Origin of the sequence: Subtercola sp. PAMC28395, assembly GCF_018889995.1 — a bacterium.
GTDB lineage: Bacteria > Actinomycetota > Actinomycetes > Actinomycetales > Microbacteriaceae > Subtercola.
Map to the genome: position 1 here is coordinate 2,793,193 of NZ_CP076547.1, position 13,419 is coordinate 2,806,611.

The window sequence follows — 13,419 nt, forward strand, 5'->3', positions numbered from 1 at the left end:
GCGGGCGGATTCGCAGGATGGAGGGGCGAGCGAACCCGGATTGGTTCCTGAAGCCGTCGACAGCGAAAATCCTACCCGACATCGGCACAAGCGCGAGTGACTTCGGGGCCACACGGTACTGAGTATTCCTCTATGCTTGCCTAAGCATTTGTCACTTATGGAGGTCTCTCATGCGCATCATCAACTCGAATCGGCTCGTTCTCACCGCTCTGCTGGCAACGAGCGTGGGGCTCGGGCTCACAGCCTGCTCCTTCTCAGCGAACCCGGCGGTGTCGTCGGCGGACTTCGCCAAGAACGTCAAGACCTCGCTCGACAAACAGAGTGGGCTCAGCACGACGGTCGATTGCGGGAGCAAAGACATCGACCTGACCGAGTCGGCTGTCGTGCATTGCGATGTCGTCGGCGCCGACTCCCCCGACCAGCACTACGACGCGGCCGTCACCATCTCGGGCATCAAGGGCGGCGCCTACGACATCGCAGTGAAGGTGGCCGACCAGCCCAAGCCATGATCGATGCTGGCCGGCAGGGCTCGCTGTCAGTGCTTGCTATCAGTGCTTGCTATCAGTGCTTGCTGTCAGCGCAGACCTGTCAGTGCTGGCCGGCAGTGCTTGGCGCCAGTAATTGCTGTCAGCGCTGACCCGTCAGTCGCACGAGCCTGTCTGCTTGAGGGCATCCTCTGTCAACACCAGGTCGGTAGCCGAGAGGTCGACCGCGACGGAGCCGACCGACGGAGTGATCGCCGTGACCTGCATCGATTTCGGCAGGTACTGGGCCACGCAGATCGAGATGGGCTTCGAGACGATCGTCTTCAACGCGCCGCCGACGTCGAGTGAGGCCGAACCGGCCGAGAGCGTGGCACCGGTGGGGGTCAGCTGCACCGTGCCGCCCACTGGCTGTGCCGTGGCCGTTGCGTCATACCCGAGCGTGAGGCCGAAAAGCTGGAATGAGCCCTGGTAGCCGACGGTTCCGTCGGCCAGCACGATCTCACTCGACCCGGGAATGCTCAGGAAGGAGTTGACCGCCTCCTGGTCGAGGGTCAGGGTGCCGGATGCCCGGGGAATCGGTTTCGTCTGGTCGGTCGACACGTCGTGGGCCACCACGTGCGCCTTCAGCGGCACCCCGTTCACCGTGAGATTGTCACTGTTGAGCGTCACCTCGCTGAACGACCCCGAGGCGTACTGTGCGAGGAACGAGCCTCCGCCGATCTGGACCGAGACGTCACCCGTCACGTTCGAGGGGAGATTCTTGACGATAGCGGTGCGAATCTGGCCCTCGGCGAAGGCTTTCAGCCCGAAATCTGCCACGACGACAACTCCTCCGAGAATCACGGATGCAGCCACCACGATGGCAATGACCCTGTTTCGTCTCTTCATTTCTTCATTCTGGCCGTGATCTGCTGTTCGCTCACGGGGAGATGCTGCATACTCGCTGAAAGTTTTCTGTGCGAGGCGCAGCCGCTCCACCGCCTCAGCGACAGGGTGACTCAGCGGCTCAGCGACTCAGCGGCTCGGCGACTCACATACGGTCGGGAGCAGAAACTCCGAGCAGGCTCAGCCCGTTGCGAATGACCTGGCCGGTGGCGTCGTTCAGCCAGAGGCGGGTGCGGTGCAGGTCGGTGACCGGTTCGTCACCGAGCGGCAGCACGCGGCACGAGGCGTACCAGCGGTGATAGTGGCCGGCAACCTCTTCGAGATACCGCGCCACGCGGTGCGGTTCGCGAAGCTCGGCCGCCTGCGACACGATCCTGGGCAGCTCCTGAAGTGAACCGAGCAACTCGGTCTCGGTCTCGTGTGTGAGCAAAGACGGCTCGAAAGCGCTGCGGTCGACCCCGGCGGCAGCGGCGTTCTTGGCGACCGAGCGGGTGCGCGAGTGGGCGTACTGCACGTAGAACACCGGGTTGTCATTGGTGCGCTCGCGCAGCTTCTCGCCGTCGAGCGACAACGGTGAGTCAGCAGGGAATCGTGCCAGGGAGTACCGCAGGGCATCCGCACCCACCCAGCCGAGCAGGTCGTCGAGCTCGATGATGTTGCCGGCGCGTTTGGAGAGCTTCGCTCCGTTGAGGTTGACCAGCTGGCCGATGAGGATCTTGATGTTGACGTCGGGGTCATCACCGGCGGCGGCGGCAAGCGCCTTGAGCCGGCCGACATACCCGTGGTGGTCGGCACCGAGCAGGTAGATCTTCTCGGTGAACCCGCGGTCTTTCTTGTTGAGGTAGTAGGCGGCATCGGCGGCGAAATAGGTAACGATGCCGTTGCCGCGCGTGAGCACCCGGTCTTTGTCGTCACCGAAGTCGGTGGTGCGCACCCAGACGGCATCGTCTTTCTCGTAGACGTGCCCCTGCTGGGCGAGGCGAACGGCAGCCTGCTCGATGAGGCTCGTGCCCGTGGCGGGGTCGGTCTCGTGCAGCGTGCGCTCAGAGAAGAAGACGTCGAAGTGAACGTTGAAATTCTCGAGCGACTGCTTGATCTCTTCGAGTTGCTGCAGGTAGCCGAGGTCGCGTGCGACGGCGATCGCCTCGGCATCGGGCAGCTCGAGGAGGTCGGGAACCTGGGCGAGCACCTTCGCCGCCAGCTCTTGGATGTACTCCCCCGGGTAACCGCCCTCTGGCGTCGGCTGGCCCTTCGCTGCGGCCAGCACAGAGGCGCCGAAGTTGTCCATCTGGTTGCCCGCGTCATTAATGTAGTACTCGGTGGTGACCTCGGCACCGGATGCGCTCAGCACCCGGGCAATGGCGTCACCGAGAGCGGCCCAGCGGGTGTGCCCGAGGTGCAGCGGGCCCGTCGGGTTGGCTGAAACGAACTCCATATTGACGCTGAGGCCGTCGAGCACGTTCGTGTGGCCGTAGCTGTCGCCCTGCTCGAGAATCGTGCGCACGATCTCGCCCGCGGCCGCCGTCTCGAAGGTGATGTTGATGAAGCCGGGGCCCGCGATGTCGACCTTGGCGATGCCGTCGATGGCCTCGATCGCGGGGGCGAGTTCGGCTGCGAGCGCACGCGGATTCGTACCGAGCGACTTGGCGAGCTTCATGGCGATGTTCGTGGTCCAGTCGCCGTGGTCGCGGTTACGCGGGCGTTCGACGAGAACGTCGGCCACAGTGATGGTGGGCAGCGACGCGAGCGGGGCTTCGGCGTTCTCGGCGGTGGCCTCTGCCGCAGCATCCACTCGCTGCTTCTCGATGGCGCGTCGCTCGATGTTCGCGGTCACGATGTCGAACAGAGCGCTGGAGAGGTCTTCGGGAGTCACGGGCATCAACTCTACCGAACGCGCCTGATCGACTTTCCCGGATGTGCTGTGATCAGCGCGGATTCCCGCACATACGGGAAAGTGGATCGCTGAGGAGCGGAATGGCGGAGAAGTTAGTGGAGCTGCACGAGCTCACGGGTGTCGTCGAAGGGCAGCGTCTCTGCGGTCGCCGTCACCTCGAGCGCCGTCAGGGCAAGCCAGCCCCCGTGGTTGCTGAGGAAGGCGGTGTCTGCAGCGTCACGGCCGGTCGCAATGCGCACCAGGCTCTGGCGCGGTGCCAGCGCCGTCGCGTCGACCACATACCACTGGCCGTCCATGTAGGCCTCGGCCACCGCGTGGAAATCCATCGGGTCGAGCCCCGGTGCGTAGACCGAGACCAGCCGCGCAGGCACATCGAGCGCGCGCAGCAGGGCAACCACGAGGTGCGCGTAGTCGCGGCACACCCCCTGGCGTGAGAGCAGCGTACGCACGGCGCCATCGGTCGGCAGGCTCGAACCCGGCACGTAACTCAGTTTGTCGCCCACCCACGAACTCACGCTGTCGAGCAGAAGCCGGCCCTTCAGACCGCTGAACTCTGAGAGCGCGGTGGGCAGCAGAATGTCTGATTCGCAGTATCGACTCGGCCGAAGGTACGTGATGAGATCGTTCTTCGAAATCGGCATGGGGCCTGCATCACCGTCGACGACAGCCCGGTAGTTGAGGGTCAGTGTGCCTGCCTGCGCATCGAATTCGTGCAGCCGCGTTCCGTGCACGTCGAGCACGTCGATCTGGGTCAGTGGATGCCCGTTGTAGAGGTACTCGACCGACTCACTGACCACGGTCGACCCTGCGGCGACTGCTATCGAGAAGACGAGGTTTGCGGGGGCGTCGATGACACATTCGATGTGGGCACTGACCGTTCTCTGCATACTCTCGATCCTGCCACGGATCGCACGGCCTAATTCTCGGTGATAGCCTAGACACCGCACTCCTGGCCCCATAGCTCAGGGGATAGAGCACTGCCCTCCGGAGGCAGGGGCCGCAGTTCGAATCTGCGTGGGGCCACACCGCTACAACCCGCATAAACGCTGGGATGCGGAGCTAAGCGGCTTCAGCGAACTTGCCCACAGGTTCACCATCTGGCAACGTTCTGGCAACATTCGATTTGAATATGGCCTGATCAAGCGCAAATGAAACGCTGTCGAGATCGGAATCGAACAGATCCGAGTACACGTCAAGCGTGACCGCGGCAGAAGCATGACCGAGCATGCGCTGAACGGCTTTCACGTTGGCCCCAGCACTGATCGCCAGGCTTGCAGCCGTAGCCCAGGAGTCGTCGGTGATCCGGTCGATCGAGGGGACGATGACATTGACGGCAGAGTGGAACTCTTGATGTCCGATGAAGGCGAGCGTCATGAACGCGGCGAATTGCTCACCCCCTGTGTTTCGCGAAACGTGAGCCATCCGGACATGCTGGCACCGGAGCGATCAGATCCCGCGGAATGCTGATCACGGGTCGCGTTGGTATGGTCCTCCGGCATTTGGCTCATTCCAAACATTCAACGGCCGCTGCCGGGCCTATTGCCTATTCGGCTGACCTACGTACCTGGGAGGTAGATGGGCTCCGCATCGTCCTTGCCTTCGAAGTTGAACCGGAGATTTGCCGTTGTAGACGTGTTCGCGTCGACAGCGCCCGCAGACTGCGCGAGCGCGAGCACCTCCTTTTTCGGAGTCTCGTTCAGTTTCGTGCCGTCTCCGGTCAGAGCGAATCTCAGTTCTATTGTGCTTGCATATAGGGGAAGCGGGCCTGGCCACAGAAAAGTGAAAGCGATCTTCGTTCCGTTGATGCCCTGCGACACGTTGCTCCACCCCGTGGACGGCGACTCGAAAATTGGGGCGACGGGCAACAGCCCTGCACTATCAGTCGTGATCGTCACGGTGACGTCTCCGGTCGATGTGCCAGATCCGGTGGCCTGAACTGAAGTGGACATTCCCATTCCGGTTTTGTCACCTCCCGTCCAGAGATACCAGGCCGCCAAATGATTGAATACGAGCACGATGCCGTTGTTAGAAGCTCTGGCCGCAGGCGATGCCGCCGCGACGGCGATCACTGGTACCGCCCATGCCCCCGCCTTCAGCAGCTGACGACGTTGGAGACTCGGACCAGTTTCGCTGTCGGCACTGCCAATCTCGTCGCTCATTGCCAACCTTCTCTGCTCAGAACTACCATGCTTCGCGGTATGCTATGGGGTCGTGTGGGCTTTCTGACATCGTAGCTGCCTAACCAGTACAATCTAATCCCCATGGCACAAGGTCCGACGTACGGTTGGCATCTCAGAACCACTCCTGATGCTGCTCTGGTGCGTGCACGCACGAAGCGAAATCGCGGGTCCAGCTCAGCCAACGGTGACCAGAATTCGATAGGCCGATGCGGTTCAGAGTGGTATCGCTTCGTCGATGTCGAGCCTGGGTCTGCTCCCGGGAACTACGACGCCAATCGAACCAACCCTGACCGGTCAGCACAGCGAGCATGAGGAGTTCACGATGGTCCATGTCGAACACGAAACCGTACTCCGCCTCAAACGCTCCGAGCTGTTCCTCTGAGAGCCCCGGATCCAGAGGCACCTCTGCGATTCTGAAAAGGGTGATTGCCATTTCGGCAGCCGTCGTCATGACGACGTCGTCTCATTGCGCTGGGCGCGACAAAATGCGTCCGGTTGTCGGGTCAAGCGTCGAGCAGGAGACTAGAACCATGGTCTCCACCGCTGTTGTCCTCATCCCGTCTCCAACCCCAGAGCTATTGCGTCTGGTCGCGGAGTCCGACGATGGGTCGGATCACTCGGTTCGAATCGACAGTCACGGACGGTACACCGTTCGCACGATCGAGCGTTCGGGAAAACGTATAAACGCCGACGGCGGCGTGTACTGCTTCGTCGATGACGTGCGAGCGTTCGCCTACCTGGCAGTGAAGGAGCTCCTGCTGAGTGCGACGAGCCCTGGATCCACTCGCGATGAGGAAATATTGCGTCTTCGTAGGATGGATGATGACGCACAAGAACTAGGCGACAAAGTATTTGACGCTTCGGTTTGGTCGGTAGTTCCAATCCTTGTCGATGGCACCAAGTTCGCTCTGTGGGTACATACGTCGACGGTTGGATTCGCGGGTGTGGCAGATCTCGGACCGCATCTTGTGACCCTTCACGGCTCAACTATTCCAGAAGTTCTTGAGTTCTCGATGAAAGAGCTAGGCACTCTGACATTCGAGATGAACTAGTCCCACGTACCAGCTGCCTCGGTGGGAGCAGCTTCTGTCCCAGTGGGCGTCCCGCGATTGCGATTCGAGACTCGTACAGTGCGTAGCTAATACTCAGGGTCGCGTCGTGGTAACGCTGAGGGCCGCGACCGCTTGTTCACGAGAGAATCCCTGGTCGAGGCACCAGCGCAGGAACCGAGACGGAGACAATATCCGCGGCTCTGAGCTGATCTTGATACCAGCACTGGTCAATCTGTTGGCAATGTTTCTTCGGAGAGAGGCGAGAAGAAGAACCCAGACGATGAGCTCGACGAACTGCGCTAGAAACAGCGTGATGTTTACGGATCCGAAAATCACAGGATTCGGGCTCGCGAAAGCATCCTTGACGAGGGTGACTCCCCACGAGATCAGGATGGTGATGGCAAACAAGATCAGTGGCAAGTGTGCTCGGAACACTCGGGACACGAAGACCTCACCAACGATGGGTGCCCAAGCCCGTGCAAAACGTCGGTAAATGATGGACGGACTCCTAGCCCTGGCAACCCTGATTGAGAGTATCGCAGACGTCTCGGTTCATTCCGCTGAAGGTCCCAGCTATGGTGACCGTTGCTGTACTGGTCGGTCAGGCCGTGCGGTAGAACAATCCGAAGAGTATGAGGCCGACGCCGAATACGACAAACCAGCCTAGGGCGACCTTCAGCCGAAACGGGTCGTAAGCGTAGGCGCGGTACCGGCCCAACCACGTGTCTCTTGCTCTCTCGGTGTTTGAAATGCGGGCAGCTCGCCGAAGTCTTCGGGCAGGAAATAAACCACCAACGAGCAGAAACACGATCCCCAGAACGAGCATTGTCCAGTTCGCGCTAGTCACAGTTGAACGCTATCGCCTGTCGCGCGCTGAGACATCCAACTCTGAACCACCCTCCCGGTCGCCGGGAGCCGGGGCTATCCGATCGCGCAAAGTTTGTCCCGCGAAAGGTCCGACTTGCGGATGGCTTGGTCGGCTAGCCTTTCTAGATGGTGAACCACGCTCCGGTCGACGACGTCTCGATCGGTGATGGGATCATCCGCCTTGGGCAGTTTCTGAAGTTTGCTGGAATTCTCGACTCTGGTGGGGACGTGAAAGACGCCATCGTGAATGGCCATGTGATGGTAAACGATGTGGTCGATCGGCGCCGAGGAAGGCAGCTCCAGCTGGGCGATATTGTCGATTTCGACGGGCGACGGTTCCGCGTCTGTCCTTGAGTTCTCGTGTAGTTACCCGTCGGAGAGGACCGTGAATTGAGCTAGCTCACAATGCTCATCACGATTATCCCGATGACTATGCAGACCGCGCCAAGAAAGATGATGTGCTTCTTCTGTGGGACAGTGTGGCGCTCCCACGGGCTTGGTAGTCCTTCTGATTGGTAGCGCTCGGCGAGTTGGCTGAAGCGGCGGTTGATGTAGTTCATCGCCATGCGGTTGCGAATTACCAGCCCCGCACCGATCAGGATGAACACGCAGCCGAAGGTGATCGCGACGACGACGTTGATCATCCCACCCAGTTGGTTGCGGTCGGGACGGGGAATCAATGCTGGCGGGCCGACGAGTGCAATCAGACTTGTCCCGAAGAGAATCGCGCCCAACACGAGGCCGCCAACGCTGACGATAAGCATGCGACGGGGTGTGGAATTCTTTGCTGCCTGCTCACCGGCGCCCGGACGGAATGCCCTCAACGAGTCGGCATTCCAGTTCGCAAGTTGCTCCCGATTCAAAATGCCCCAGATTGCGCCCAGCACTACAAAAAGACCGACAATGAGACCCACCCAATGAAAGTCGATCAAGAGGTCCGATCTGAGGGGCTGCGATAGTCAGTCGTCGCGATTGGTTTCGTCTCGAGGGTTGGGTTTGCGATTTCGGCGAGCACTGCGGCGTGGATCTGCTTGCTGAGTTCGTGGACAAGGCGGGTGAGGTCGGTGTTTTCTTCGAGAAGTTTCTCTGATGAGTTGTAGTCCCGGTCGGCTTTGGCCTGTTGGAATGATGCCTGCCGGTTCTGTCCGATCATCACGAACGTGGAAAGGAAGATCGCTTCAAGTGAAACGATAAGGGTCAGCGTAGGCCACGGGCTTGGTTCGAAGAAGAGCATCCACGCGGCGAACACGACGATGTGCAGGTAGACGAATTTCATCGATCCCGCGAATGCGGTAATCGCGTCGGCGACCCGCAGTTGCACACTCGCGGCACGTCGTTCCGCTTCTGACAGCACTGCGGGGTGCAGTCTTGTTGTTGTCGCGTTCGCGACAAGGCGGCGGGGAATGAGATCGGGCCGACTGAACCCCTCTGTCGTGGCGGTGCGGGCTGGCCGTGAGCTGGGTGTCGTCATAGTGCACTCCAAAAATAGGTCGTCAAGAACGCGGTGTGATCAGAACAATGGGATCGGGCATCCGGACCACCAGTATTTGATCACACGGGATTGACGCGCGCGGCCCGCGTGAGGGTTCGCCATTCTCGCCAGACGAGCCAGATGATGACGATGTCGAGCAGGGCGAGCACGATCAGGCCGAAGCTTGGTTTCTGGATGACCGTGTAGATCTGATAGACGGCGAACAGCCCGAGCACAGCCAGCGCGTAGGGGTAGACCCACCGGTACTCCTTTAGCAGGCAGTAGACGAGCACGAGTTTGACGATCCCGTGGGTGAGCAGGAACACGATCACGAAAGCGCTCGCGCCGGCGGCAAGGGTTGTGTCGAGGCGGCCGGCGTATTGGGCAATGAACAACCGTAGGGTTTCGTCGTCGGAGTCCGTGCGCATGAGGGGCGCGAGCGAGGCCCGGAGAACGCCCGGTGCCAGCCAGAGAAGGAGCCCGGCAAGGAGTTCGATGAGTCCGTCGATGCCTTTGATGATGATGCCGACGCGGTAGACCAGCTCGAGGAGTCGCGCTCGACGGCCAGCCACTGCAACCTCACCGATTGGGGGGCTCGTTTCTTCGGTCATCCTGCTACGTTATGCGATTCGGCCTTGGAAGCCTCATGTTCGTCGTTGTCGAGCGGGGTCGCCGAAAATCCGAAAGGAGCGACTAAATCATCGACTGGCAGTGAAGCCTGGGTGACGGAGTCACGTTGAATCTCTGCCACCGTAAAGCGGCACGTCGGCAAGTCTGGAAGAGTCCCGAATCTTGCCGACGTTGAGAGGGGCTTCCGCGAGTGGTGTTCTGCGGAAGCCCCTCGGTTGGGGCACGCTGCTCAGTGTTGCGGGAGGGCTTTGGTTCCTTCTCTTTGCACTGCTTGGAGCTTGTTCGGGTTCAGGCCGAGGGTTTTGAGGATTGTCGGGGCGATTTGTGTGGTTTCGACGGTGCTGTTCACGGTTCGGGCTTTGTCGTGCGTGTCGCCGGAGATGACGAGGGGTACGTCCCGGTCATCGGCGGAGGCGCCGCCGTGTTCGGCGATCTTGGATGTTCCGCCGGTAAATACGATGCCGGTCTGCGCGATGCCCAAAATGTCGGGGTACCGTGCGTCGCTGGCTTTAGTGCCGAAGTAGGTGGCTACTTCGCTGCCTGCGTAGACCGTGCTGAGCCCGGAGGTGGCGACGGTCTTCGCCGTAGTGCTGATGTCGTTACCGGCAGCCGAGTGTGATGTGAGATAGTCCTTGGCGAATTGCGCGGCACCCTGGGAGTGGTCCGCGAGCCAGAGCTGCATGATGTCGTCATCGGTGGAGAACGCCACGAGATCCGAAGACCCCGGGTGGGCGGCCTTCCACGCTTCGTTGAGTCCATCGATTATCGTGCTGTCCGGAACCCTGGTGAGCTGGTTCGGGTCCATTGGAGATTGACCGTGCTTGGCCGAGAGGATGATCGTCGTGTCCTTGGTGTGCCCGGTCGTCGACAAGGCCGACTCCAGCTTTCCGATGGATGCGTCTACGTAGTCCAGGGCCTTGCTCAGCAGGGGGCCGGGCACGGTGCCGCCGGCGAGATAGCCGCCGGTGAGTCCATCCGATGTTGGCAGTTTCTGGGCGGTGGAGACGGACTGGAAGTTCATGCCAAAAATTGCCGGTACCGCCGCCGCATGGGTGCCGGAGTGGTCTTTCCCGCCGATTTCGTTGACGACTGCTTGGACCTTGTAACCGTCGTATTGCTGGGTTGCGGCGTTGTCCTTCGTCCAGTCGCCAGTGAAGGGTGCGGGTGCCGTGCTGTTGATCTCGGGAGTGAAGAGGTCATCCACTCCTTTCCCGGAGGGGCCGTTGAGGATTTCGTAGGCGGGGTGCTTGTCTGACCAAGCCGTCGTCAGTCCCGCGCTCTTGGCGACCTCGAAGACGGTGTTCACCTTGAGGTATTGATGTGGGTAAACGGGCTTGCACGTCGCCGGATCGACCGGGAGAGAAGCCGGGTTCAGTAGCGTCTCGGGGTGGCCGGTCATGTTCAGAATGCTCGCCGGCAGGCCGCCTAGACCTTGCCCGGCGTCCAGTGCAAGCGGGTCTTGGTCAGCGGCCTCGGTCAGTGCGACCTCGGTTCCGGGGGTGGCGTTCTTGCAGTCGGTCGTGCCCGCCGGCAGGAGTGCCCGGTTGTACGTGTCGTCGTAATAGATTCCCGTCGTTCCGGGATTGCCTCCCGTGAACTGCCCGACCATGCCGGGAAACGAATCGGAAGGCACGGGAGTCTGTGCGTGCGTGTAGCTCGTACCGTGGTCCACAAGGGCGGCCAGAGACGACGACGGATGGTTCTTCACGTACCAATCCAGATCCTTCTGATGCAGCCCGTCCACGGAAATCAGCAGCACATGCTTGGCCTCCGCGTCTTGGCGATGGCCTTCATCGGCCGACGCAGGAATCGCAGATGCGGTGATCGCCCCGAGCGCCACTGCGGCGCCGAGCGCCACGAACGAGGTCCGTTTCAGTTGAGAAACTGTGTATGACATGGATCCACCCTTCGGTTGTCGATATGGTTCCGCCGTCGAGCCTAAGGAGAATCAACGGCAAAAACCCCCCACATGGGGGTGACATCAGACGGACGTGTGATGAACGGGAAGTGAACGCAATCCGGTGACCCGAAAGCCGTCACCGGCCGGCCGCGCGCCAATGTCTCAATGGCGATGTCTGGATCGATGCAGAGAGGGTCTCGCCTTTGACGGAGTGCAGGGTCTATCTTGTGGTCATGGCTGACACTCGAGTGCCCGAAGGTCCTGTTCGCGCAGCTCTCTCGGATGTGCTGCACGGCCGTATGCGGCATGCGCCAGCGAGTTTTGCGCAGTCTGTCGAAGACTTTCACGACTCCTCGCAGGAATGGCGTCGACTGTTCTCCGAGCTGCTCGGCACTTTCTTTCTTGTGCTGGTAGCGGCCGGCGGGGGCATGATGAGCCAGGCGTTCCCGAACACCATCACCCGGACCGACGCGGTTGTCGCACCAGCGCTGATGGTGCTCGCGATCATCCTGTTCATGGGAAAGGTATCGGGTGCACATCTGAACCCGGCCGTGAGTATTGCATTCGCGTTGCGCGGTGATTTTCCGTGGGCACGCGTACCCGGGTACGTGCTCGTGCAGCTCATCGGCGCTTCGCTCGCAGCCTGGTTTCTGGAAGGCGTGGTGCATGTCTCGTCGTCGTACGGATCGAACTACCCAGCCGACGGCTACTCCGGCGCCAACGCGTTCCTGATGGAACTCGCGCTCACCTTCGGGCTTGTCTGCGTGATCTTGGGCACAGCATCGGGCGCACAGAACATCGGCATCGCCGGGGCATTCGGTGTCGGCGCGTACATCGCACTTGCCGGACTCTGGGGCAGCCCGATTTCGGGTGCCTCCATGAATCCGGCACGCACCTTCGGCCCCGATCTCGTCTCGGGCGACTTCAGTGACTACTGGGTCTACGTGGTCGGCCCGATCGCTGGTGCGGTCGTCGCAGTCGGTGTGGCGTTTGTCCTGCGTGGTCACGGCGGTGGTCACTCGGGTTCAGGAGCTGCGCAAGGCGCACTCGCAACTGAAGTCGCAAACCCCGACCAGCTCTGACCTGCCGGTTCGGAATACCGACCGCCGCGACAATGAGCCCGATGTACAACCACATGCGGTCACCGGTCATCGACCTGCCCGGAATGAGAATTGCGCCCTGCCCCGCAAACACAGCGCCCGCGCTGAGAGCGATCGCGCCGACTATCACGAGCGCTATCCGACCAACCCGCGTGTCCATGATCGCAACCCAGCCCTAGCCCCGGTCGACGTCCCCCGACTGTTTCGCTGGCTCAGCGAGCCTACTCGAAGGTGAAGAGCACCGGCCGGTGGTCTGATGCTCCTCGGGGCAGCACCTCGGCGCGGCTGACATCGAGCCCGGAGAAGGTGGCGAGGTCGAACTTACCTCGCACGAGGCTCCGGTTTTTGTGGAATGTGCTGGTGGCCGTGCGCGCGACCGTGAAGCCGCGGCGTTTGAGGTGGCGATGGAGCATGCTGAGCAGGATGGGATGGTTGAAGTCGCCGGCCATCACCGTGGGCAGGCCGGGCCCCAGCCGTCGTAGAGCTTCATGGGCGTCGTCGACCTGAAGGCGTCGGAACGCGTTGGAGTCTGTGAAGGGCGTGCCATGGAATGACCCCAAGACCAAGCGCCGCCCGGTCTGCGAATCATGCACACGCGCTGTGACCAGTCGGTGATCGGTTCCGCCGACTAGTCGGTCATGCCGTGAGATGGACAGCTTCACCTTCGCTGCCGCCTCAACAGTGAAGCGTTCGGAGCGTACGTAAAGCGCGACAGCCAGACGGTTGCCGGTCGTACCGGATGCCAGTGTCAGGTCACCGAGCCGTTCCGGCAGGCTCGTTGAATAGGCTTCCTGAACGCAGAGCACGTCGGGAGAGTACGTCGTGGCGAGCAATTCCAGTTCGCGTTGGGCTCGACCGTGCCACAAGTTGTAGCTGAGCACTTTCAGCACAGCGGATCTCCTACCCATCCTGGCCCTGGTGGCACACGTAGACCCCCGCGCACTCGTCGGGGTCT

General features: G+C 61.3%; 15 protein-coding genes, 1 tRNA gene and 1 pseudogene. 5 read left to right on the forward strand and 12 right to left on the reverse strand.

The window, feature by feature from the left end; translation table 11 throughout:
• Window positions 1-170 precede the first annotated feature (170 nt).
• Complete coding sequence (locus tag KPL76_RS12785; RefSeq protein WP_216333875.1) at window positions 171-509, forward strand: hypothetical protein; 339 nt, start codon at window positions 171-173, stop codon at window positions 507-509.
• Between the two features lie 132 nt (window positions 510-641).
• Here KPL76_RS12785 and KPL76_RS12790 read toward each other — a convergent pair whose 3' ends face one another.
• The 3 genes from KPL76_RS12790 to KPL76_RS12800 form a co-directional block, all read right to left on the reverse strand.
• Window positions 642-1,373, reverse strand: a complete 732-nt coding sequence (locus tag KPL76_RS12790; protein ID WP_216333876.1) for a DUF2993 domain-containing protein — start codon at window positions 1,371-1,373, stop codon at window positions 642-644.
• A gap of 142 nt (window positions 1,374-1,515) precedes the next feature.
• Window positions 1,516-3,243 carry an arginine--tRNA ligase gene (gene argS, locus KPL76_RS12795; RefSeq protein WP_253202038.1) on the reverse strand — a complete coding sequence of 576 codons (1,728 nt, stop codon included), beginning with the start codon at window positions 3,241-3,243 and terminating at the stop codon, window positions 1,516-1,518.
• Between the two features lie 113 nt (window positions 3,244-3,356).
• Window positions 3,357-4,151: a transglutaminase family protein gene (locus tag KPL76_RS12800; protein WP_216333878.1), complete on the reverse strand. Its 795-nt coding sequence runs from the start codon at window positions 4,149-4,151 to the stop codon at window positions 3,357-3,359.
• Window positions 4,152-4,215: 64 nt separating this feature from the next.
• Between KPL76_RS12800 and KPL76_RS12805 the strand changes: the two genes are divergently transcribed.
• Window positions 4,216-4,287: transfer RNA gene (locus tag KPL76_RS12805), tRNA-Arg, on the forward strand.
• 36 nt (window positions 4,288-4,323) lie between these two features.
• Here KPL76_RS12805 and KPL76_RS12810 read toward each other — a convergent pair.
• From KPL76_RS12810 to KPL76_RS12820, 3 genes and pseudogenes are all read right to left on the reverse strand, one after another.
• A pseudogene (locus KPL76_RS12810) lies at window positions 4,324-4,545 on the reverse strand (site-specific integrase); the annotation flags it as partial.
• Window positions 4,546-4,820: 275 nt separating this feature from the next.
• Window positions 4,821-5,423 (reverse strand): hypothetical protein, encoded by a 603-nt coding sequence (locus tag KPL76_RS12815; RefSeq protein WP_216333879.1) that lies wholly within the window; start codon window positions 5,421-5,423, stop codon window positions 4,821-4,823.
• 133 nt (window positions 5,424-5,556) lie between these two features.
• A complete protein-coding gene (locus KPL76_RS12820; RefSeq protein WP_216333880.1) occupies window positions 5,557-5,895 on the reverse strand; it encodes a hypothetical protein in 339 nt (112 codons plus the stop codon).
• Window positions 5,896-5,974: 79 nt separating this feature from the next.
• Here KPL76_RS12820 and KPL76_RS12825 point away from each other — a divergent pair, with 79 nt between their 5' ends.
• The gene (locus tag KPL76_RS12825; protein WP_216333881.1) at window positions 5,975-6,496 is read left to right on the forward strand and encodes a hypothetical protein; all 522 of its coding nucleotides are present in this window, start codon (window positions 5,975-5,977) and stop codon (window positions 6,494-6,496) included.
• Window positions 6,497-6,589: 93 nt separating this feature from the next.
• Here KPL76_RS12825 and KPL76_RS12830 read toward each other — a convergent pair whose 3' ends face one another.
• On the reverse strand, window positions 6,590-6,904 hold the full coding sequence (locus KPL76_RS12830) for a hypothetical protein (protein ID WP_216333882.1): 315 nt from the start codon (window positions 6,902-6,904) through the stop codon (window positions 6,590-6,592).
• 585 nt (window positions 6,905-7,489) lie between these two features.
• Between KPL76_RS12830 and KPL76_RS12835 the strand changes: the two genes are divergently transcribed.
• On the forward strand, window positions 7,490-7,717 hold the full coding sequence (locus tag KPL76_RS12835) for an RNA-binding S4 domain-containing protein (protein ID WP_216333883.1): 228 nt from the start codon (window positions 7,490-7,492) through the stop codon (window positions 7,715-7,717).
• A 41-nt stretch (window positions 7,718-7,758) separates the two neighbouring features.
• On the opposite strand, the gene KPL76_RS12840 is transcribed toward KPL76_RS12835, so the two are convergent.
• From KPL76_RS12840 to KPL76_RS12855, 4 genes are all read right to left on the reverse strand, one after another.
• The gene (locus KPL76_RS12840; protein WP_216333884.1) at window positions 7,759-8,277 is read right to left on the reverse strand and encodes a hypothetical protein; all 519 of its coding nucleotides are present in this window, start codon (window positions 8,275-8,277) and stop codon (window positions 7,759-7,761) included.
• Window positions 8,278-8,291: 14 nt separating this feature from the next.
• Complete coding sequence (locus KPL76_RS12845; RefSeq protein ID WP_216333885.1) at window positions 8,292-8,834, reverse strand: DUF1003 domain-containing protein; 543 nt, start codon at window positions 8,832-8,834, stop codon at window positions 8,292-8,294.
• A gap of 80 nt (window positions 8,835-8,914) precedes the next feature.
• Window positions 8,915-9,445: a DUF2127 domain-containing protein gene (locus KPL76_RS12850; protein WP_216333886.1), complete on the reverse strand. Its 531-nt coding sequence runs from the start codon at window positions 9,443-9,445 to the stop codon at window positions 8,915-8,917.
• Window positions 9,446-9,693: 248 nt separating this feature from the next.
• Window positions 9,694-11,361, reverse strand: coding sequence for an alkaline phosphatase family protein (locus KPL76_RS12855; RefSeq protein ID WP_216333887.1), 1,668 nt, complete (start codon window positions 11,359-11,361; stop codon window positions 9,694-9,696).
• A gap of 236 nt (window positions 11,362-11,597) precedes the next feature.
• Between KPL76_RS12855 and KPL76_RS12860 the strand changes: the two genes are divergently transcribed.
• Window positions 11,598-12,446, forward strand: coding sequence for an MIP/aquaporin family protein (locus tag KPL76_RS12860; RefSeq protein ID WP_216333888.1), 849 nt, complete (start codon window positions 11,598-11,600; stop codon window positions 12,444-12,446).
• 239 nt (window positions 12,447-12,685) lie between these two features.
• Here the strand turns inward: KPL76_RS12860 and KPL76_RS12865 are convergent, their stop codons facing one another.
• Window positions 12,686-13,354, reverse strand: coding sequence for an endonuclease/exonuclease/phosphatase family protein (locus tag KPL76_RS12865; protein WP_216333889.1), 669 nt, complete (start codon window positions 13,352-13,354; stop codon window positions 12,686-12,688).
• Window positions 13,355-13,419: the final 65 nt, after the last annotated feature.